This is a genomic window from Arthrospiribacter ruber, from assembly GCF_019343195.1.
Lineage (GTDB): Bacteria > Bacteroidota > Bacteroidia > Cytophagales > Cyclobacteriaceae > Arthrospiribacter > Arthrospiribacter ruber.
The window spans coordinates 233,139-257,388 of sequence record NZ_RPHB01000001.1 but is presented as its reverse complement, the minus strand read 5'-3'; the positions used below and the strand labels follow the sequence as shown (position 1 = coordinate 257,388).

The window sequence follows — 24,250 nt, the reverse complement described above, 5'->3', positions numbered from 1 at the left end:
GACAGCTATAAGTGATTTGCAAAGAAAATTATTTCTTTCTTTAATTCTAAATTAATCAACGAATAAGCATAAAGACTCCGGTCCTACTTACCTTCTCTCCGCTTCTTGTCAAAAATTCTGCTTTGTATACATAGTTTCCATTAGGGACATCCACACCATTCAAGGTTCCGTCCCAACCCCTGTTTTCAAGCCCTTCTCCTTCAAAAATCAAATCTCCCCAAGTATTGAAAACATACAGATTCATATCAGCCAAACCTCTGAATTTAGGAACAAAGAAATTGTTTTTCCCATCAAGTCTTGATGGAGTAAATGCATTGGGAATTTCTATCAAATAGTCATCGTATACCTGAACTAATCTGATAAACTCTGACTGACATCCAAAGGAGTCAATGGTCACCAACTTCATCACATAGTCACCTTTTTCTGAATACTGGTGAACAGGATTTTGCAAACTACTGGTATTCCCATCACCGAAATCCCAATTCCAAATAACAATATCTCCCTTTGATTGATCAATAAACTCCACGTCTTCCAAAATATTGATATCCTGATTGACCAAAACCTGGCCCGGTAAAATCTCAAGTTGATAATCAAATGAAGCTTCATTCAACTCTTCTGCGATCAAAACAAGAATCCTTTCAGTACTGGTTCTACAGGCACTTCCTATGAAGCCCATTTCAACCAGGTAAGTACCTGATTGATTGATTGTCCTCAAATCAGCCAAACGTAGGGATGCACCAGTTGGAGAGGTGATAAAGTAATCAAAAACATCAGGGTTGAATCCTTCTATAAACTGGGTTAAATCAACAGTTTCATTAGGATCACAAACAATGGATGGGTTCGAAGTCCTCAACACGGGCAGTGGATCTACCTTAACCAAAACTTCCACCATCTCAGCGTCACAAATCCCAGGCCCTTCCACTGTCACATAGTATTTATAAGGCTGATTATTGGCCAGAAGACCTTCTATCACCACCCTACCAATGCTGGAGATGGTGAATATGGCTCCTTCCGCCGTAGTATAACCTGAATTGATCTGATTGTTGCCATCTGGGTCAAGGTACCATTTGTAAGTAGGACTGAGACTGGAGTTTGGAATAGACGGAATCAAATTCGCAATTTCTCCTTCACAGATGAATACATCATCGGCTCTTAAAGGGGTTGGGCTATCACCAACTATCAAGTCTTCCGAGATAACCTGGCATCCAGCAGCATCAGTGATCTGAACTTTGTAGCTGCCTATACCAATTGCGCTTATTTCCAACAAATCATTACTCCATAAATAAGACGGAGTTACCCAGTTTCCATTTGACATTTGTAGGCTAACCGTGTAAGGAGCTGTTCCCCCATTCACATTCATACTCAACATACCATTCTCTTCAGCGCAGGAAGCGTCCACTGCCTTGACATCAGACAGAGAAAGGGCTGCATCAGGACCCGATACTACCACAGGTTCAGCCAAAGTAAATGTACAGCCTGAAGCATGTTCTGCAGTAAGGGTATAGCTGCCAGGTCGCAAGTTCTCTATGATATTATTGGAATATGTAGTAAATGGACTTCCATTCAAACTGAAGCGTATATTTGCTGCAGATACTACGGGATTAATGATGATACTCCCTCCCTCACCAAAACAATTCTCGTCTACTGCTGTGGCTGTAAACTGGGGATCTGGATAAACTCTTACTTCTACCCTTTCCTGATCACCCTCGCAGATCTCGGGACCTTCTACAGTAACAAAATATACTGCCGGAGAGTCTTCAGAACTCAAACCCGATATTCTCAATCTACCTTGGGCATTGATCTGGTAATTGACACCTGCTATAGTTTGACCATTACTGATCTCATTGCCAGCAGACACCGTGTTCCTGTACCACCTGAAAGTCTTATTGGAAGAAGCTGGATTTACATCAGGAAGTAAATCAATTACCTCTCCCTCACAAACTTCAAACAGGTCGTCGATAAGGATTTCAGTAGGCCCGTCTTCAATATTGATACCGTTTGCTAAGGTAAAGCTACAGCCTTCTGCATCAGTCACAGAAACCTCATAGTTGCCCAAAGGCAGCTGATTGAATGTATAGGTCGAATCAGAAGTCTGTACTTCTCTCACTTGCCCGGAATTCAATTCTGTCAGTTTCAATGTATAGGCTGACCATCCTCCTTTGATCCTTATAGCGATCAAACCATCTGATGTGCCACAAGCCGCATCTTTACTATCCAGCAATTCGAGTGATAATGCCTGGGCTGCTATAATCTCTACTTCTTCAACTTCACTGATACAATCAAAGGAATTCTTTGCCTGCAGGGCATAAATACCAGGCCCAAAATTCCTGCCTTCCAAAGCAGTCCTGCTCTCCCAAGGCCCGTTATTTACTGCATACACCCAATCAGCAGGAGCATTTCCAACTATTTTTATACTACCATCCTGACTTCCTGCACAACTCTCCCGTTCTACTTCAAAAATAGGGACAGGTGTAGGATGGACAGTAACTTGGATTGGCATTTCTGTATCCGTACAGGATACATAGAAATAAAACGTATAATCCCCTGGAGACAGTCCACTTACTTTCAATACCGGATTGATCCAATTGCTATCATCAATGGCGTAGGACACTTCAGCATTATCGGGATCCAATCCTTCGCTGATCAATCCATTTTGGTTGGGAAGCTTATACCAGAACACATCTGTAGGAGACGCAGGCGCTCCAGATGCCAAATGTACAGGAGCCAATATCACATCTTGTCCCACACAAACATCCACCGGAGGAATCAATTCATATTCGGGATCAGGTGCGTTACCAATTTCAAAATCAAAAACAGCTTCACAGCCAAACTCATCCTTCACAAGAAGGAAGTATGTACCCGGTGCAAGGTTTTCAATCCCTGCTAAAGTTCCGCCTGATAGACTTTGCCCGCTGATAGGATCATCCTTCTTCCATTCAAAAGTGAATTCTCCCCATCCACCTGCGACCTGCAAATTGAAAATCCTGCCATTATCCAAACCGCAGGAAGCTCTGAAAACATCAGGAGTATTGGCAGTAATTGGTTGCTCAGGAGCATCCACCAAAACATCAGGAATAAGCAGTTGGCAGCCATCCTGATAAACAGCATCTCGGATATAAATGGTATAAGTACCTGAAGCTAGCTGGTCAAAACTATTTTCACTTTGCCAATTATTTCCATCAAGACTAAATTCATAGCCACCGCTTCCCCCCGAAACTGACCCTACACTGATCAATCCATTCTCATCCCCAAAACAGGTAATGGGCTCCACCTCAACAGAGGCTGCCAAGCCTTCCAAAATTTCAAGATTGGCTTCTGTAAGCTGCGTACAGATTCCCGGGCCTGATATTCTCAAATAATAAGTATAAACACCAGGACCAATACCCTCCAGATAAAGAACTCCGTCTACAATGTTATAGGTAATGCCATCTTCAGCCGGATCTGAGTTTGAGAGTACCGGCTGTGAAGTATTGGAAGTCTTATACCATCGCAGCTCCGGCAATACCCCGGCAGGCACATTGATATCAGGTACCAATGCAGCTGTGTTGGCCTCACAATAAACTGCTGAAATCGGCTGTGAGTCCACGGACACCCCTTCATTATTTACAAGGTTAAAAAGACCGTTAAGCTCCAGCTCACAACCACTCTCATCTCTTACTTTCACACTGTAAGAACCCGGTGAAAGTCCTGTAAGGGTATAATTATTGCTGTTCTCTTCAAATTCAAAATCACTGATTGCCTGTCCGTTGACTGTAATTATATAAGGAGATGTTCCTCCATTCACAGAAAAAGTCAACTCCCCATTACTGTCACCACAACTTGGATCTGTGCTATCAACAGCTTGCACTTGCAATGGGGAAGGTTCTTGAACACTCAACTCAAAAATGGAAAAGCACCCATTTGTATCCTCTACCCGAACACTGTAATCCCCAGCTGCAAGGTTGCTAAAACTACCGGTCTGATTACTCTCGCCTGTATTGAGCGAGTAAGTATAGCTGCTCTTACCTCCTGCAGTCAGATTGATTTGACCATCATTAATTTCAAAACAAGTCAAATCTACTACTTCAAATATAGGAGCAGGCAATGGGTTGACCAATATTGTCGCAGGAATCATAGGAGCAGGACAAACGCCATCTCCTGAAACATCCATAAGGAATTCATAGGCATTTTCCGATGCTGTCAAACCCGTGAGATTCAGGTCACCGGCATTGATACTAACCTGAGCACCGTAGATTTCAGCTCCGGAATTAATCTGCAAGGTATCTCCTTGGGCATCAATATAATACCAAGTAAATACAGGTATTGACCCTGCTAAATCAATGATCTCAGGACTTAAAACAGCAGTATTTGATTCTCCACTGACTGGATCTTGCTCGCAGATTTCAGCATTGCTAACTCCAAAAACAGGTATTGGAGAGGCTTCTATGGTAATCGTTTCACTCAGTTCGCAGCCATTGGCATCCAACACCTGAATGCTGTATGTACCAGGAGCCAAACCTGAAATGCTGGCAATACTGCCCTCAACATCAAGATCCAAAGCAGTTTGTTCTTCACCATCCAACAACAAGGAATAACCGGGAGTACCGCCCGAAATCAAAATTTCTATGAGCCCGTTGTCTTCATTACAAGAAGTATCCAGCAGATTTTCTATAGAAATCAGCAATGGATCGGGTTCTGAAATAATTACTTCAATCAAGTCAAAACATGAAGTCACCGTATTGGTAGCTCTGACCTGATAAGTTCCAGCTGAAAGACCTGTAAATTGGCCACTGTTGTTAATTTCACCAGTTGATACCAGTTCATAGCTGAATTCAGGCTCTCCACTAGCAGTCAATATAATCTCTCCGTCAGAAGCACCATGACAAGTCGGTGCTACAAAATCGAATTCAGGGGCAGGTAAAGGATTTACCAACACTTCTACTTCAATTTTGGGTTCCACGCAGACCCTGTCTCCGCTTACATCCAAGAAAAACTTATAAGGAGTAGCACTTGCTGGTAAGCCTGTCAAAGATAAGATTCCATTTCCATCAATACTCGTATTGGCTCCAAGCACATTGTCTCCTGTATTGATCTGTACTTCATTTCCTGAACCATCCAAATAATACCAATTAAATATGGGACTGGCTGAAGCCAATTCAATGATCACCGGACTCAAGACGGCTGTATTCGCTGATCCTGAATTCCCATCCAATACACAAATTATATCTCCTAAAGCATCAAATTCGGCAAAAGGATCTGCTTCCACTGTAAAATTTAACCCAGTCTCACAAAGATTGCTGTCTCTTAAAATCAATTCATGATCACCAGGGCTAAGGTCAGTTAGGGTGATATCCAGACCATCTACCGAAAAATCAAAGCCGCTTACTGGAGTCCCATCCAAGAGCAGTTCATAAATGGGGCTTCCTCCACTAATTCTGATATTTATTGTGCCATTTTCCTGGCCGCAGAAAGAATTTTCCTGAGCGATAAGATCTAAAACCAAAGCTTCAGGTTGTTCAACCACAATGGAAGTACTTTCCTCGCAACCAGTGATTTTATTTCTTACAAAAATCTGGTAGGTGCCTTGGATAATTCCTGTATTGAATACCGGAGCATCCTGATAACCTGCGGATATTGGCCCATCAATTCTAAATTCAAAATCAGTGATTGGACCATTGAGTACATTGATTTCTATTTCACCATCATTTCCACCAAAGCAGGAGACATCATTTTTATAGGCTATTTCTATTTCAGGAAGGGCGAAAATTTCAAATGTGACCGCTTCTCTAGGCAGGTCACAGGCATCAGGCCCTGACATTTCCAGGTATAGCGTATAGACACCTGCCTGCAAACCGCTTAAATTCAATTGTCCATTGGCATTGTTGATATCATAAACCATCCCAAAAGGCCCATTCCCATTTCCGATTGGGCTTCCACCGTTAGGCTCAGTATACCAATTAAACAAAGGTACCGCTGTTGATTGTATTTCGAAGAAGTCGTAAATTACATCAATAAAAAGTCCACTTTGGTCTTCACATACCGGAGCAGGTTCAATGATATCAAAAACAGGCTTGCTAATGGCATTTAATGTAAAATCCAAGGAGACAGGGCAACCTTGGGCATCCGTGAAGGCAATGGTATAAGATGTATTGGGAGCCAAGCCCTCATAAGTATAAACTCCTCCTGAACCAGCAATCAAATTGCTGGAAGGTCCTCCTGAAATACTGATATTACTACTGGAATAAGGTGTATTTCCGCCTGAAATTTCAAAGCTAAAGCGTCCATTGTCCAATTCACAGGATGCCTCTTGCCTTGCCTCTTCAATAATCAATAAATCTTCTTCAGGACCTTGAACAATGACATCAATCAGTTCTATACAATCCGGTCCAGAAGAAGTGACTTCAACTTCATATTCTCCAGGTAACAATCCTGTAAACTCACCTGTACTGTTTGGCCCTTGAAGTTGCTGTCCTGCCAAATCCAATAGACGGAATGTCTTATCACCATTTCCCCCTGTTGCACTCACACTAACAGTACCTATTCCCGCTCTGCACCAATCCGGATCGCTGCTCCAGTTCGCATTTATGGGTGGGTGAACTGTAACTCTGGCCATGGTCTGGATATCTCCGATAAACGGACAGAAATTGGGTGCGTTGGGAAGGTTGGAATTGTTTTGGGAAGCAACCTCAACGAAAAATTCATAGGACTGAATATTTGCTCCATCGGCAGGAAGGCCGATCAAAGTCAATATCCCCTCTGGACTTACTTCCACTTGTACTGCACTACCGTTGATAGTAACCGTAGTACCGTCAACCAGAGCTCCTGTTCTGTTTGCTGTCCGATACCACCTGAAATCGGCCTGAACACCGGTAGGATTAAACTGCCCGTCAATAAAAGGCGTAAAACTTACAGGTTGGAAAGCACAAATAACCTCTTCCTCTGAAGTCAATTCTACTGGGGTCCCCAGCTCCTGATCCACTAAAATGGAAATTTCTAAAGGACAGCCATCCTCGTCTGAAGGATTCCAAACTTTTAAGGTATAAGTACCTAAATTAACATTACCAAGTTCAAAAAGCCCAATACCTGTGGCTGAATCAAAAACCTCAGAAGCTCCACTTTTCCCAAGATTGACTTCTGTACCTGAAACAGGTTGCCATATCCACTCATAATCAAAACCATTGACCAGAGAGGAAACTTCTACGTCAAAAATCCTACCATTGCCCTGGCCGTCACAGGTCGGGAAATCGATATCTCCTTTATCTTCTTCTTCAGGGAATGGATTGGAAACAACAGTAACTGTTTTGGCAAAAGACGTCAGCCCATAGTTATCAATGACCTGATAGTAGATTTCAGCTTCCCCCAGGAAACCTGGTTCTGGCACAAATTTAATGGCAGCCTTCACCCTGTCTTCGTCATCACTTAAATCCACGTTCTCATCAAGTTCCACTACAAAAGTGCCCTTACCAGGTAAATAAACTGAGTTATTTTGAGGATTACATTTTTCAATACACACATCAGATGCACCACAATTATTATCACTTGGATCTCCTCCTGTTGGAGGAGTATTGTTTGGAGCTAGAGGGTCGTTTTCATAAAGTTGTACGCACCTTACAAAGGAGTTGTCTGATGTAAGTGTAACATCAAATTCGAATAAATTCTCCTCATTTTCACAGATCTCTGCTCTCAGATTATCCACCTCAGGGATGGGAATAGCCAAATAATCAGATACCTCCACCGTTACATTCCTGATTTCATGAAAGTTGGTTTGACCTCCAGTAGAGGCTGCAAATCCAATTTTAAGGTTTTCTGGTGCAGGGAAATTATAAGGAATATCAGTCACTATAGGTTCAACCCTTCTAAACCCATTTGAGGTGACCAAAAGATCAATCGAAAGCAAATAATTTCCACCACCAACAGGTTTTAGATTCACAAAAACCTTCCTATAGCCATCAACTGCGCAATTAACCGCCTTTACAGCTGAAGCCAATGAAAAACGCCTATTGATGTCTGCGACATTGGGATACAGATAAGAAGTAGGTGGCAGTAAAACAGCTGGATTAGGTTCATCGTCAGGCCCATGCAACACCCTTTTGCCTGCGATAAATCTATAATCTTCTACCTCTGGCCCTCTAATCGCAATGGACTGAAAAAACTCCTTGTTTGGAGGAATAAAAGAAAGGTTAACTGGCGGTGCATTCGGATTATCAAAACCTCCCAATCTTCCCTCCATATTGTTCCCCCAATTTTTGAAGGCATCCAAACCGAGGCCTAAATAGCCTCCTTTCAAACCTGGTAAATCAACTGCATTCGGAACAATATCAGTGGCATTGATCGGTGCATATCCCAATGAACCTCCCCATCCACCAATTTGAAAATCACCTGAAGAAATGGTTCCGTCGAAAAGAAAAACAGATATACCATCGGCTCCGGATCCTCCATACATGAAATATTCAAAGGAAAACTTCAGGCCGTATGCAGAAGAAAAGGGTAAATCCACGAATACATAGCCTCTTTGGTCGTTACTGTTGTTGGTTAATCTCAAAAAACCATCACCTTCTGCATGTTCGCCTGAAGCTGCAGTAAGTGTCGGAACATTGGGGCTTCCACCTAAAATGGTATTCTGCCTAAAAGTGGAATTGGTAAACGGCTCACAATAAGGAAATCCGTCACGCGGAATGATTACTTGAGCTAAAAGATTTGGTGAATATAAACCCAGCAGTGCCCAAAAAAACACAAATCGAATTAGCCCTATAGTATATTTCCTATCCATTAGCCTTGCTTTCGCAAAACAGATTAAATGCATTAATTCTAATTAATTACTATGGGCTCTGGGGGTGAAGGGAACCAATAGAATTGTTCCGCTTCAGTACAATAACAAAGCCAAATATAGACAAAGAATACTTCTCCTCAATTAACAATTCAAAATTTTATTTGCATCATTTTTTCATGTTTTTGGTTACTTTTGGTACACATTAAGTAAAAACCATTTCAGTCCCAGAAAAACACCCTTGATGCGCAGTCAGCCCCAGCTTTTAAGGATACTTCCTACTTATATATCTGAAAGAAAAAAACCTATTAATTACCAAAATTCCGATTTCGAAATTTTCAAAGATTATTTTGTAAAAGAAATAAAAAGCTTTGATGTTCAGACTTTTAAGAATTGTATTTTGGTTCAGGATAGCCTTTTGACAAAGCATCCGCTCAAAATTCAGGACCAGTTATCCCATGCGATCCCCTTTAAATGCACAGCCAAACTCAAAAGGCTTGCACTCAATTACAGCAGAAAAGTGAAGTACCTTGAAAAAGCAGCTTGGGGGATAGACAATTGGAGTGATAATTATTTTCACTGGATGGGTGAAGCTCTTCCCCGGATGTACATGATGAAAGACCTACTTCAGGAACACCCTTTTCTTTTACCCCATAGCTACAGGAAACTTAGATTTGTCCAGGAGTCCATGGAGCTACTTGATTTACCTTTTATTTTTTACGACCCTAAAATCAACTACAAAATCGGTGAACTTAAAGCTGGGAGCAGAATGGGGAATGTAGGTGAGTTCCAACAAACTGCACTCCAACAACTTAGTAAAGCATTTATCGGTGAATTCCAGGAAAAACCTTTTAGAAAAATTTATATCAGCAGGAAAGATGCTCAGTATAGAAAAGTATTGAACGAGCCTGAGGTGGAAAGTGTTTTTTCAGACTTTGGCTATGAAATCCAAGTTATGGAAAAATTCAGTTTAAAAGATCAGGTCACCATGATCAGACAATGCAGTCATCTGGCAGGGCTTCACGGGGCAGGTTTATCCAATATGATGTTTATGCCTGAAGGAGGAAAGGTTCTTGAATTCAGGAATATGGGAGACTCCTGGTCTTTAAGTCAAAGTTTTTTCGCAATGGCTTCAGACTTAGGCCATGAATATTATTATACCCTAAATCCTGCCACAAGTCAGCAAACAGGTTTTGCTGATTTTAAAATTGATTTAGAAAAATTGAAACAGGTTCTGAAATTAATGGCAGACAATTGATATTTAAAAAATAATGGTTAAAAGTTCATTTACCCCAACGTTTTCGCATTAGCATTTTTTTTAGTTAATCAATAAAAATCATCGAAGAAGCATAAAGACCCCTGTTCTTACTATGGTTTCTCCCCCTCTGGTTTCAAACTCCGCCTTATACACATAATTTCCATTAGGAGCCATAGTGCCATTCAGTGTTCCATCCCAGCCTCTATCCTCTAGGCTGTCTGTCTCATAGATCAAATCTCCCCAGGTATTGAAGACATAAAGTTTCATACTCGCAATACCTCTAAAAACAGGTTTGAAGTAGTTGTTTTTGCCATCGGTACGGGATGGTGTAAAGGCAGTTGGTATTTCTATCAGGTAATCATCGTAAACCTGAACCACCCTAGTAAACTCTGACTGGCATCCATTGACATCAATGGTGGTCAGTCTAATGGTATATGTTCCTTTTTCTTGATACTGGTGAATTGGGTTCTGCTGAGAACTGACTGCCCCATCACCAAAGTCCCAGTTCCATATGACTACATCCCCGGTGGACAAGTCTGTAAATTCCACATCTTCCAGAATATTGATATCCTGATTCACAATAATGTTTCCCCCTCCAATATCCAATTGGTAATCAAAATTGGCGATAACCTCTTCTTCCGCTATGATCACCAATATACGCTCAGCTGGGGTGTAGCAATCACTTCCCTTGGTACTCACCTGCACACTGTAGTTTCCTGAGCTACTTACCTCTTCCAATTCATCTAAACGAAGACTGTTACCTGAAGGACTTACCACAATATAATCGTACAAATCTGCATCAAAACCTTCAATATAACGGGTCAAATCAACCGTCTCAGTAGGATCACATACGATTGAAGGATTAGACACCCTAAGCTGAGGAAGTGCATTGACAATCACTTCAACTTGTTCCAAGTCATCCCCGCAGACACCCTCTCCCTGAACTCCTACATAGAAGAAATAAGGCGAAGCTCCCACGGGCAAATTCCTTACCCTTAAAGTTCCTGCTGCATCGATTTCATAACTTTCCCCATTTGGACCTGCCTGATTTGAGATTACAGGGGTTTGCCTATCTGGATCACTGAACCATAAAAACTCAGGATTGGCACCTGAGACATTGATAGAAGGCATCAATACAGCTGTCTCGCCTTCACAAATGCTGATCAGATCATCCACATCAATCAGAGTCGGTATGTCTGAAACAATGATCTGATCCTCCCGAACAATGCACCCAAGGGCATCTTCCAAGACCAGTATATAATCCCCAGAAGGCAGGTTCGCAAAAACAAAATCATCTCCAGTGTTTTCAGGACTTAAATTCAATGCATTGCCTGAAGTATCTGTCAACTGTATTTCATATGGAGCTATGCCTCCTCTCATGTTACCGGATATCCTACCGGCATTTTCCTCACATTCTGTATCCAGAGTTTGAATATCGAGCAATTCCAAGGCTGAGTCCGGGCCTTCTATAAGGAGCTCATCCTCCAAAATATATGTACAACCTGATGCATGTCTCGCTTCAAGAAAATATGATCCAGGGTTTAAGTTATCTATCCTGTTATCAGGGTAACTCTGGAAACCTCCTCCATTGATACTGATTTCCAAATCAGAAACATTGACCTCGGGATTGATAAGTATAGAACCACCTTCACCAAAACAAACCTCATCAATCACATCAGCGGTGAAGACCGGCTCTTGATAAACAAACACCTCCAATTCCTTACTGTCACCCTCACATACCTCAGGCCCCTCTACGGTCACCCAAAAAACATAGGCCTGACTTCTTGATTCAAGCCCACTTATACTCAAAAAACCGTTTGCATCAATGCTATAACTGACTCCACCCTCATTCTGACCATCACTCAGTTCATTGGCCGGGTTGATGTTTTCCCTGTACCATCTGAAATTTCTTTCTGTTGCATCGGGGTTGATTTCCGGGCTGAGGGTTAATGTTTCATCTTCACAAATGTCAAAACGCTCATCAATAACAATTTCAGTCGGTAAATCTTCAATAACAATAGGATCAGACAAATTGGCCAAACAGCCTTCTGCATCAGTAAGTGTTACCTCATAGGTTCCGCTACCCAAATTTTCAAACACAAAAGTTCCAGTTTCACCCAGACTTAACTCTAAGCTATTGCCATTGTCCAAATTGGTCAGGATTAAAGCATAAGAAGGCCATCCTCCGGAAAAAGCAACTTCTATACTTCCATCTTCTTGGAGACAAGAGGCATCCTCCAAGGCTATAAACTCCAGATTTAATGGTTCTGGACCTTCTATTTCAATGGTTTGAATTTCAGGAGAACATCCAAAAACAGACCTGGTCTCAATGCTATAGGTGTTTGGAGAAAAAAGCAATTCCTCTAGTTCTTCCTGACTGATCCAGTCTCCACCGTTGACTGAAAACTCAACATCGAAATCACCCCCAAGTCCGGTTAGCAAAATCCTCCCATTATTAGCTCCATGACAGGTCACCCTTTGGCTTTCGAATATGGGTTCGGGAATTGGGTGAACAGTGACTTCAACAGGCATTTCCACATCGGTACAAGCTACATAAAAGTAAAAGGTGTAATCACCTGGAGCCAAACCTGAAATCCTAAGCTCTGGGTTTATCCAACTGCTGTCATCAATGGCATATACAATCTCGGGGTTTTCAGAATCCACCCCATCCTCAATAAGACCTTGCCTGTTAGCTTCCTTATACCAAAGCACCTCTGTCGCTGCTGCAGGTGGCAGACTGGGATCCGGAGCTAAGTGCACTGGCCGGATCAATACATCATCCCCAAAACATACATCCATCGGTGGAACCAAGGCATATTCAGGATCAGATAAGGCTCCAACCTCAAAATCAAAAATAGAAACACAGCCATTTTCGTCCTGAACTATAAGGTAATATGTGCCAGGAAAAATGCCATCCAACTCCTCTATACTTCCCTGAGTCAGTAATTCTCCTGAATCAGGATCATCACTTCTCCACTCAAAGGAATAATTTCCCCATCCACCCTGAACATCTACATTAAAAATCCGTCCATTGGCTTCACCACATGAGGCTCTAAAAAGCTCAAATCCTTCCAATGAAATGGGAGCTTCTGGACTTTCAATCGATAAATCCGAAATTTCAAGGAAACAGCCCTCAGCTGAATTAACATCACGTATATTCAAGGTATAGTTACCTGGGGCAAGGTTTTCAAAAATAGGCTCTGTTTGAAAATCTACCCCATTTAGGCTAAACTCAAAATCTCCTGAGCCTCCTGTAACATTCTCAATATTGATAACACCGTCAGTATCACCAAAACAGCTGATGTTTTCGATGTTCACACTAGCATCTATAGCTTGTAAGACATTGACCTCAGCGGTACTGATCAAAGTACAGATATTTTCACCAGAAATCTCCAAATAATAGGTGTAACTCCCCGGGTCCAAACCGGAAACAGTCAGAACTCCATCATCGCTGATAGCGTAGGTGACTCCAAGTGTATTCCCAGAACTTAACTCCTGTGTAGCAGCAGCATCAAAATACCATTTCAATTCAGGTGATGCACCCGTGGGAACATCTAAGTCAGGAGTAAATTCTACATTGGCTCCTTTACAGATTTCATCTTCCAGAGGATTGGAAATTATCTCAAAGCCTTCATTATTGACCAAATCAAAATCCTGGTCAATTTGTGCCAAACAAGAGAAACTATCCTCAACCTCTACTATATAGCTGATTGGCTCAAGGTTAGTTACCCTGTAATTTCCATCTGATTCGGTAAAATCAAAATTACTGATCAAACTTCCATTGATAAAAACATTGTAAGGCGCTGTTCCACCGGATACTGAAAATTCGATTACTCCATTGAAATCTCCACAGGTAGGATCCTGGAAGCCCAGGGAAATGACCTCGAGCAATTCCGGTTCATCAATAGTGATATTAATTTCAGCCACACAACCTGTACTTTTGTTCCTTACCAGCCCAATATAGCTTCCTGCAGCTATGTTATTTGAAAAAACAGGGCTATCCTGAAAATCCGTCAAGCCTTGCAAAGCAAATTCAAAGTCAGCAATGTCTCCTTCAGCCAAGCTGAGTTCTATTATACCATCCATAGATCCAAAACACAATGCCGCTTCCTCTCTCAGCACAATTGGTTCAGGCAGTGGGTTAACACTAAAATCCAGTCTTTCGAAGACCCCCTCACAGGTAAAAGGGCCGGTCATTTCCAGAAAAAGGCTATATTCCCCTACACTGAGATTACTGATTTCCAATGACCCTGTATTGCTATCAATGCTATAATCAAAGCCAAAAGGTCCCGTCCCTCCGGCAATGGGATTTTGCCTTTCTTCATCTTCGTACCAAATAAAAACCGGATTGGCTTCGTCCTGAAGTTCAAAGAAATCAAAATCAACAGTAAAGGAAACAGCATCTTCGTTCTCACATATTACCCTGTCACCAATAATATCAAAAACAGGTTCAGGGGTGTCCGGCACATTAAAAGAATAACTGATTATACAGCCATTTCCTTCATCAATCGTTACGGTAAATTCAACCCCTCCTTGCAACCCAAAGAAATTGTATGCCTGATTGTCCGGATCCAATTCCCAATTTTCAAAAGTACCTCCGCTTATTTGTGGATTATGTGAACCATAACTCAGATTACCTCCATTGATCCTAAATGAAAATTCTCCGTTTTCCTCTCCACAACTTGCAGGAAGAATGGAAAGCTCCTCAATTTCCAAAGCGAATTCAGGCCCCTCCACCTCTACTGGCCCTAAATTAACCAGACAAGATGGATTTTGGGTGAATACTTCTACTTCATACACACCTGGTAATAAATTCTCAAAAGTAAACTGATTAGCATCTGTCACTTCAGAACGAATGGGATCATTTTCACCCTCCATGTATAGATTGTAGGTCTTTGCTCCCTGGCCTCCGTCCACATCCACTGCAATTGACCCAATCTCCTCCCTGCACAAATCAGCTATCGCCGAAATCACACCTGTAAGTTCGGGTACCACTGTCACGTCTATACGGGTCATTTCTCCTCTTGACATACAGAAATTACCATCATCCGGAAAACCTGTATCCATTATATCCACAAAAAATGAATAATTCCCTTGGGGCAGGCTGGCAAAAGAAATCAAACCATCAGCAGAAATGGAAATGGCGCCAGTATTGATAAGATTGCCATTAATATTCAACTGATTCCCCTCCTGAATAGGAAATTGTCTGTTTTCATCTGTGTACCATAAAAATTCTGGATCTCCAGGAACATTATCCCTATACACCTGATCTACATCCGCCTGGATAAACAAGGGAGTCAGTTCGCAGATTACATCAACAGGATCCACCAAAAGCACAGGGGTGCCACGTTCTTGAGTTATCTCTGGGAAATCATGAGTTACAAAACAGGTATTCACATCCACATCGTCAAATTCATCAGAACAGAGTAGATCTGAATCATCACCAGTAGGGTTAAAAATCTCAATAGAGTATGATCCCAAGTTTACACCGGTCAGACCTAAGATTGCCCTGATATACCCCCCAACATTTGTTTCATCAGCTGTATATAATCCAGGATTTACTTGATTTCCTTGTTCATCATACCACCTTACCTCATATCCCTCAACAAGATTTTCAACTACAACACCTTCTATCGCACCGTCATTTTGTCCGTCACAAGTGGGTTCTTGTATATTTCCAAAATCAACGATTTCGGGAAGGGGATTAATTGTAATAGTTATCGGAATTCCATCGGACTCGAGACCAAAATTATCAACCACTTTATAGTAAGCGGTGATAGTACCAAAAAAACCTGGAACTGGTTCAAATCGTATCCTTGCCTGAGTTCTTTTTTCTTCAAAATTATTGGTATCCAGATCTTCAAGGTCAGCAAAGAAGGTCCCTACAAGAACCCCATTTTGAAAAAACGGCAATTCGGGAATATCCTGGCATCTTGTACCACAAACATCATCCAAGCCACAACCAAACTGAGTAGTATTTGTAAAGTCATTGTCTGCGGCTCCCGGGTCATCCTGAAAAAGGTTGATACATTGTATAAAGGCATTTGCAGAAGAGGGCAACTCCACACAAAAAGGAAAATCCACATCATCTGAATCCTCAATACAGATTGTCCTCTCCAAACTGGGTGGATTAGGCTGCTGGGCATTTTCAAGGCTAGAAACTTGCACAGCAACGTTTCTGATTTCCTGACGGCTGAAATAAGGGTTACCAGATGAAGCTGCAAAACCTACCTTCAGGGTCTGCGGAGCTTCACCCTGAAACCTGAAATCATTGAAAACATTTACTGGAACGGGATTATTACCTACGAGTACATCAACTGTAACATCGTAAGGCTCACTCGGTATACCTGTAGGTTTTAAATCAATATAAACCTTTCTATAGCCATCGGGTAAGGTTTGACCACAGTTTACTTCATTTGGTGAAAGATAATTCCCTATTTGAAATTGATTATTTTGAAGAAAAAAAGGAGAGTCCGGAGGTATAGATCCCACTCCATTATCTACCCTATCTTGTACCAGAGGATAATTCTCATCAGGATCATAATATACAATTCTTCCTGCCCTAAACTGATAACTGTTATACTGCGGGTTTTGTGTGTTGGCCGGAGGAGGTGGATTTCCATTCTGTCTCAGCAAATCTCCATTTGCCAGAGGTCCCCTGATTACAACAGAGTTGGGATAAAGTGTTCTGTCAGGATTTGGTGTTTGAAAATTAAATTGATTAGGGTCAATAAAACCTCCATATCTTTTCTCTTGAAAATTACCGTAATTCCCAAGCACATCAAATCCTATACCCATGTAACCTCCGGTAATTCCACCAGAAGTATAACTCCCATTGAAGTCACTGCCGTGAGGTGCATATCCCAAAGAACCTCCTACTCCTCCAATTTGAAAATCCCCTTCAGTTATGGCTCCATCTATCAAAAAAAAACTTATTCCATCTCCCAAATCAGTAGGGCCAGGGGTATTGATAAAATATTCAAATGAGGCTTTTATACCGTATTCTGAGGAAAAAGGAAGATCAATCAGTACATACCCTCTTTCATTTTGACTGCTCGGTGTCAATTCAATTGACTGCCCAGTAAGTGTCAAAGGCCTATCAGGAGATAAGACCAGAGGATTGAAATTAATAATTGTATTTCCACGAGCTATAGTAAATTCCAAATCATTCGGATTCCCAGTATCTGTAAACGGCTGACAATAAGGAAACCCTGCCCGAGGAATCGCTAATTGAGCATAGGTTTGATTTTCAAGAAAAAAATACAAGAGTATCCCCAAAAAAAAGAAGACTTTTTTCCAATTCAAATGATAGCTTAAGAGAAAATACTTTTTCACTATCAAGGATTTGAGGTTTGTATCTATTGCTAAACTCAATTATCGGGGCTTATACAAATGGCTGATCAACTGCTTTCCTAGCCTCCAAATATAGATAATTTAAAGTTTTATGAACCCAAAAACAAAAACAATGCCTACACCTCTACCAACAATGGCAATCCAATTGGTATAAATCAATAGTTTCAGATTAGGAAATCAATTAAATAGGTAATAAAAAAATCAATGGCCTTAAACCTACCATGGTTTTTCGAAACTGCTTGCCGGAAAATTCTTATTGACCGACTTGAAGAGACTCTTTTCTGTATTTTTGAGGTTCAAAGGATTTTTCTTGCCAAACAGCCTGGATGCTAGGGCTATTGGAGTAAGCAACAAAAAGAAAACCAAGCTTAAAAGGACATTAGGGACAATCAAGCTTAATACAAATGTAAGCTTTCCCCAAAACCAATCTATCTTCTTCGCCAGATAAGCTGACAACATCCCCAATACACCCACAGTTAATGAAACATAAATTGCCCATTCCCATGAAAAAATAACATACAGCAATATCATGCCTACGGTAATGACCAAGACTGTTTTGGTGGGATCGGATTTAACCTTCTTCATATTAAAACATGGTATAAATAAAAGGTGCTAAGGCAGAGCTACCACCAAAAACGATAATAAAACCAAGAAGTAGCAAAACGACTATAATAGGCGCAAGCCAAAACTTCTTTCTTTCCTTCATAAAAAGCCATAAATCCTTCAGAAATTCCATACCGGGTCAGTTATTAATTTGATTGATCAATGCGTCTGCAAGCTTTTGATGAACTGTTGCAGAAGGGTGAGTATCAGAATAGTTAACGATACGCTTTCTCAAAGGAAGATCAGCCACCATTTCGCCTACATCCAATACGGATACACCTTTTTCCTCAAAAAAAGCAGTTATTTTATCAGTATACAAGTGTTTACTTTCATTAATTTCCTGAAGGAAGGGAAATACCAATACAGTCAATTCAATCTCTTTACTTTCTGCATAATCCACAAAACCCTGCAGATCTTCCATATGCTTTTCCAATACAGCTTCATTTTGATAGGCCTCTTTTAAAAATTCCTCGTAGGTTTCACCTCCATTTTTGGGGAACATCCAATAAACAAAATTTCCGAAAAAAGTACCTCTTGCCAAGTATTCCACAATAAAATTATCACCAGCATAAGGTTTGGTCTTAGTAATGTTTAATCCCAATTCATAGGCAGTATCTTCTATATCGTTTCCAAAGTACTGTAATACAATCTTTCTCACAGGAACTTTAGTCTCTTCAACAAAATCCAGCATCATCTCAAACTCTCTCTCTGTATCAGCACCATTCAACCCTAAATTAATGGATTGAAGTCCTCTTGTGTTTCCTTCTTCAACAAGATCGGAATATCGGTCCGAGATACTTTTTATCCCATATCCTGCAGTAAAAGAATCTCCCACAAACAAAATGCTCTCTTTGCCCAAATCAGGTTCCTTATCCCTAAACCCGAAGGAATTGATAGGTCTCCAATAATACTGAAACCAAATGGAATTGGCATAAGTAGAACCTATACCATGGGTTCGGGGAATAAACATAAATAGAATGTCAATCACGAGGAAAATTACCAGAAAGCTTGCCAGAGACAGAATCGTATTTTTCAGACCATCTGGAAATGAACCATAAAACACTTTTTTGCAAATAGCCGCCGTCTCCACTAAAATCATCAGGATCACCAATATCCTCAAAGGATAAAAAAGATAGGGAAATTCATCTTTAGATCCGATTGAAATATAAAGCAGAACAAAAAACCATAAAAACAAACGTATTAACGCTGCGTACTTAGCCATTCTTAATCAGGTTTGAATTCAACCATCCACTTTTCTCTATTTCCCCAATCCGGTTGTTGGTTTTTGATGTATACAAAATCTCCAATAACCAAATAATCCATCTCTGTACTCATAAAACACCTATAGGCATCAAAAGGAGTACAGACTACTGGTTCACCTCTCACATTGAATGAGGTGTTGACAACCAAACCAAAGCCTGTCTGCCGCTCAAATTCTGCTATTAGCCTCCAATATCGGGAATTGGTTTCCTTGTGAACTGTCTGAATTCTGGCTGAAAAATCCAGATGAGTCACAGACTGTATATCACTTCTTTCTCTGTAAAGCTTCTCCCAAAGATCCATTTGATGGTAATTTTCAGGAAGCAGTTTTCTTCTCTTCTCCAAAACAGGAGCTACAATAAGCATGTATGGGGAGTCTTCATTGAGATCAAAATATTCCCCGCATTTTTCTGCCAAAACAGAAGGGGCAAAAGGTCTAAACCCTTCTCTATATTTTATCTTTAGATTTAGCTTTTTCTGCATTTCAGGATTCCGGGCGTCCCCTATAATGCTTCTGTTTCCTAAAGCCCGGGGACCAAATTCCATTCTACCTTGAAACCAACCTATCACCTTTCCTTCTGCAATCTTTGAAGCAACGAATTGTGTCAGTGAATGAAAATCACTATAATTTTCACATACTGCTTTCACTTTTCTATTCATCAATTGGATTTCCTTTTCAGAATATTCCGGCCCTAAATAAGAACCCTTCATTTGGTCTGAATCCTTTTTATAAACCCTCTCTTCACCAAAGTACATGTGACTGACCGCCAAGGCTGCACCCAATGCCCCTCCAGCATCTCCGGCGGCAGGCTGGATATAAATATCCTTGAAAATTCCTTTTTGCAACAGCTTTCCATTGGCCACACAATTCAAAGCAACTCCACCTGCAAGGCACAAATAATCCGTATCGCATATTTTCTTTGCAGTTAATGCCATTTTGATCACGATTTCTTCTGTCACTCTTTGAATTGCCAAAGCCAGGTTGCAATGATACTGTTCAAGCTGTTCCTCAGGCTCTCTTCTTTTAAACCCAAAAATATTTTTCCAAGACTCATCTTTGACCATTCTCAAGCCTGTGGCATAGTTGAAAAATTTCTGATCAAGCCAAATAGAACCATCCTCTTTGATATCGACTAGATTCTCCTTTATTTTTTTTTCAAACTCGGAAGTCTGAGGATCGTCCGGATTACCATAAGGTGCTAGCCCCATCAGCTTATATTCCCCCGAATTGACGGTAAAACCCAAAAAATAGGTAAATGCGCTGTAAAGAAGACCTACAGAATGCGGAAATTCCAATTCCTTCAGCATCTGAAAGTTATTACCTTCTCCCAACCCTATAGAAGCAGTGGACCACTCGCCTACTCCATCTATGGTCAAAACTGCGGCCTTTTGGAATTTAGAAGGGAAATAGGCACTTGCTGCATGTGAGAGATGGTGCTCTGAAAAAAGTAGGTTAAGCTTTTTTTTATCATAAACCCCTACCTCTTGAAGACCATCTTTAATCAGCTTTTTAAGAAACATCTTTTCATCTAACCAAACAGGTATAGCTTTGAGAAAAGACACTAATCCTTTGGGTGCAAAGGCATAATAGGTTTCCAGCAACCGTTCAAATTTCAGCAGTGGTTTGTCATAAAATACAACGGCGTCCAACTCATCTATACTCAAACCTGCTTCCTCCAAACAGTAGCGAATAGAATGAATCGGGAAATCAGGTGTATGTTTTTGCCGGGTAAACCGTTCCTCCTGAGCTGCTGCAATTATCTCACCACCAATAAGTATTGCTGCTGCAGAATCATGATAAAAAGCAGATAATCCTAAAATTTTTTTCACACTTCCAAATTCAATTCAAATAATAATTCTCCTAAAATAATCAGGCAAATTGAGAAAGTTCAAATAAAAACATTCCATTTTATATTTTATCAATTCATGTACAATAATGAAAGGTTTAGCCCTGATTGAAATCAAAAATATAGGATGCATAAATAACTAAAAAATTAAAGCCCAAAAAAATCTTTGAAGATTTCTTCGGGCTTGCTTATTCTTTTAGAAAGGAGTTGTTTTAAATAGCTATTGTAAATGTTTATTTAATTTATTATACTCATGAGTTCTCATAAATAGCCACCTCATGTTTTCAGGCCTATTTTCGTTGAACAAGAATTTTTTCTCCTCTTCATCTAAATGATCTAATTGATAGTCCATCTTCCTCCAAGGATAATCGCATATCAAATCGATCTGATGAGTTTTTGAAAACCTATGAATCAATAATTCAGTCAGTCCTTTTACAAAACAGTCATGCGCTTCTACCAAAATGTCACAGGATTTTAGCATCGGCACTTTTATTGGATCAAGGATTCGAACTTCTTCACCTTCAATATCACAAAAAATAAGAGTTTTAACCTCACAAATACTTCCCAGATCTTCAGGGGATAATGCCCCGACAAACCGAATGTTATTTACTTCATTTAGTTCAGCCAATTGCTGGGCCAGCTTCAAAGCTTCAGGATTGATGTCCGAACCGGTGACATTGGCATAGGGCATCTTCTTTGCAAATCCAACTGCATAATACCCCTCAGCACAGCCTATGTCAATTATCTTTTTATAATTACTATTTCCAATTATTTCATAGACCCAGTCATGAATCGGTTCTTCATAAGAGCCGATCAATTTGGGGAAAAACATACTACCTGTTGCTTTATGAATATAATTCAACCCTTTAAATGGTCCATTAACTACTTTAAGTTCTTGGTGCAAATTCAGTTTCTGAAGGATATTATCCTGGATTTGAAGATTACTTTCCCTGAATTTTTCCATCAAGGCCATTTGTCTTTTGAAAGCAGGCGTATTTCTAAGCATCCTTCTATAGAGCGGATACAACATTTTTTTAAGGTGGAATTGCTCAAATGCCATTAGTCATGATTTAGATTTTTAAAGAAATATAATATGAGATATTTCAAAAAACTATTTATTTAATGATTTTGGCAAATCATTGGTATCAAGTCGAGGCAAGGCGAGAAAATTGTCGTTTTTTGTATTGGCTACTTTGACTTTTACAGAAAAACCAAGCTTACATCCTAAATCCTTCAATATATTTAGTGTATCCTTATTATGTCCACCATGGGGAAAACACATGGTCCAATTTTTCATGTCAACTCCTACATCTTCCAAAAGCTTATTGCAAGACAGAATTTCCATCTTCTGTTCAGATGTGGATAAGGTGTTTAACCAAGGATGAGAATAGGTATGATTCCCTAAATGCATGCCTCCGGCGACCATATGGCGCATTTGTTCTTTATTGATATATAGTTCCTTACTGAAAGCTACCTCATCCATACCTATGGCTTCTTCAAACATTCTATTGACAAGTTCGGAACGATAGGGCTGCGGGAGAACTTTCTGAAGCATTCTTTTGACAAACATCACCTCATCGGTGTCTTTCCCGTTGGTAATGGCATACGTTTTATAAAGAACTTCATTATCAGGTAATTCGCATTCCCTTCGGATTATGTCAATTTCTTTAAAAAGCTGCTTGATAAGCAAATTTACATCCTGCATGGTAGCCAGAACAAAATGGATTTTATTTACATCCAATACTTTGTTTTCGATAATCATTTTTGCAGGGACATAGAATGAGCCCTGAATTCCCAAGTTATGTAAAATAGGAAATGCATACATGTAATGATCTATATAGGCATCATCGAATGTAAGTAAAGCTGCTTTGGGGGGCAGTTTCTCTCCTTCGTGTATGGCTGCGATCAAATGTTCAACACTGATAATATTGTAATTATGGCGAAGGAATTCAACCTGCCCTTTGAAGTCTTTGATTTCCAGCCCTTTTATACCAGGAAACCTTGAGGATTTAATCTCTCTGACATAATGGTACATCACTATCGTCACTTCAGTATCCATCTTCATTTTATCTGATTAATTTTTGCAACCCTGTCTCTGTCGGAGTCCATTCTGGTAAAATATATATCATTGATTTCTAAAGCCATGATTGGTTCAGCATATTCCAAACTTTTGAGTGCTAAATATTCATGATTCGGTCTCTTTGCAACAGGTGCTGAAACTTGGGGAAACAGAGCCACATCATCGTCTTCGAGCATTGAAAAGCCTGATTCCATTAATATATGGTCATATAATTCACCTATTTTTGAAAAATCCAGATACAGAAAACCCTCATTATTTCCCCATTGAATTGCAAAAGAAATCACTCCGGATAAATCCCTAGCATCGCCATACATATCAACAATCCTTCCCACCATCCGCCCAGAAGGCTGAAGCAATTCAGGCCTAAGTGCCAAGTAAGCAGTAATCCCATTTTCTCCAACAAAAGCAAAGACTTTATAGGCTATAAAAGGATGATCCAAAAATCTCCACTTCAGAAACTCCTCATCTCTAAGTGTAGTGCAGACTACCTGTCGGCCTAATTGCAAGCCATGGTTTTCAAGCATTTGGGAATTGAGTTCTACAATATGTCCGGGGTCATTCCAATGGCTGACAGTGATTGGAGAACCTACCAGCTGCTTTGCCTTTCCAATATCTGCTCCTATTTCATTTACCAACTCAAATGCTTCCTCCCTAAATAAGAACAAATACCTTTTTAACCTCTGGTGGTCAAAGACATTGTAGCCCAATTTTTTATAAAACTTATGCGTATCCAAAGCCATTCCTAGGGTTGCATTGATTGGGTTGGCATCAAATAATTTTTGCACCAGTGTACTATTAAAGCCCAAGCCTCTCCAATCAGGCAATGTGTAAGCATTCACTCCCCAGATGGTATCAATGATATTTTCCCCCAGAATCAACTTGTAATGAAGGCCTCCATAATGTGATACTATTTCGTCCTTCGAATTAAGCCCAATCCAATTCGACTCTAGGATAGACCCCTTGTTCCAGGGACTTTGGAAATAATATTTCAAAAAAGCTTCCACCTGAAAGACTGTATGCTCTCCATAGATCCGGATGAAAAACTCTATAAGGTTGGAAATATCACTGGCCCTTGCCTTTCTTATTTTAAATTGCTCTGACAT

General features: G+C 40.4%; 10 protein-coding genes. 1 reads left to right on the top strand and 9 read right to left on the bottom strand.

Annotated elements, in window-relative coordinates; genetic code table 11:
- Positions 1-55 precede the first annotated feature (55 nt).
- Positions 56-8,749, bottom strand: coding sequence for a PKD domain-containing protein (locus EGN73_RS01015; protein WP_219286222.1), 8,694 nt, complete (start codon positions 8,747-8,749; stop codon positions 56-58).
- A gap of 241 nt (positions 8,750-8,990) precedes the next feature.
- Here EGN73_RS01015 and EGN73_RS01010 point away from each other — a divergent pair, with 241 nt between their 5' ends.
- On the top strand, positions 8,991-10,004 hold the full coding sequence (locus tag EGN73_RS01010) for a glycosyltransferase family 61 protein (protein ID WP_219286220.1): 1,014 nt from the start codon (positions 8,991-8,993) through the stop codon (positions 10,002-10,004).
- Between the two features lie 78 nt (positions 10,005-10,082).
- Here EGN73_RS01010 and EGN73_RS22740 read toward each other — a convergent pair whose 3' ends face one another.
- The 8 genes from EGN73_RS22740 to EGN73_RS00970 all read right to left on the bottom strand — a co-directional run bounded on the left by EGN73_RS22740 (position 10,083) and on the right by EGN73_RS00970 (position 24,250).
- The gene (locus tag EGN73_RS22740; protein ID WP_219286218.1) at positions 10,083-17,339 is read right to left on the bottom strand and encodes a PKD domain-containing protein; all 7,257 of its coding nucleotides are present in this window, start codon (positions 17,337-17,339) and stop codon (positions 10,083-10,085) included.
- Between the two features lie 234 nt (positions 17,340-17,573).
- Entirely contained in the window at positions 17,574-17,942 is a 369-nt protein-coding gene (locus EGN73_RS01000; RefSeq protein WP_219286216.1) for a hypothetical protein, read from the bottom strand.
- 1 nt (position 17,943) lies between these two features.
- On the bottom strand, positions 17,944-18,093 hold the full coding sequence (locus tag EGN73_RS00995) for a DUF5989 family protein (RefSeq protein WP_009033406.1): 150 nt from the start codon (positions 18,091-18,093) through the stop codon (positions 17,944-17,946).
- 6 nt (positions 18,094-18,099) lie between these two features.
- Positions 18,100-19,182 carry an SGNH/GDSL hydrolase family protein gene (locus tag EGN73_RS00990; RefSeq protein ID WP_219286214.1) on the bottom strand — a complete coding sequence of 361 codons (1,083 nt, stop codon included), beginning with the start codon at positions 19,180-19,182 and terminating at the stop codon, positions 18,100-18,102.
- A 2-nt stretch (positions 19,183-19,184) separates the two neighbouring features.
- Positions 19,185-21,050, bottom strand: a complete 1,866-nt coding sequence (locus EGN73_RS00985; RefSeq protein WP_219286212.1) for a carbamoyltransferase family protein — start codon at positions 21,048-21,050, stop codon at positions 19,185-19,187.
- 237 nt (positions 21,051-21,287) lie between these two features.
- The gene (locus EGN73_RS00980; protein WP_219286210.1) at positions 21,288-22,127 is read right to left on the bottom strand and encodes a methyltransferase domain-containing protein; all 840 of its coding nucleotides are present in this window, start codon (positions 22,125-22,127) and stop codon (positions 21,288-21,290) included.
- A gap of 51 nt (positions 22,128-22,178) precedes the next feature.
- The gene (locus EGN73_RS00975; protein WP_219286208.1) at positions 22,179-23,132 is read right to left on the bottom strand and encodes a polysaccharide deacetylase family protein; all 954 of its coding nucleotides are present in this window, start codon (positions 23,130-23,132) and stop codon (positions 22,179-22,181) included.
- A complete protein-coding gene (locus EGN73_RS00970; protein ID WP_219286206.1) occupies positions 23,129-24,250 on the bottom strand; it encodes a GNAT family protein in 1,122 nt (373 codons plus the stop codon). Before EGN73_RS00970 ends, EGN73_RS00975 begins: the two co-directional genes overlap by 4 nt.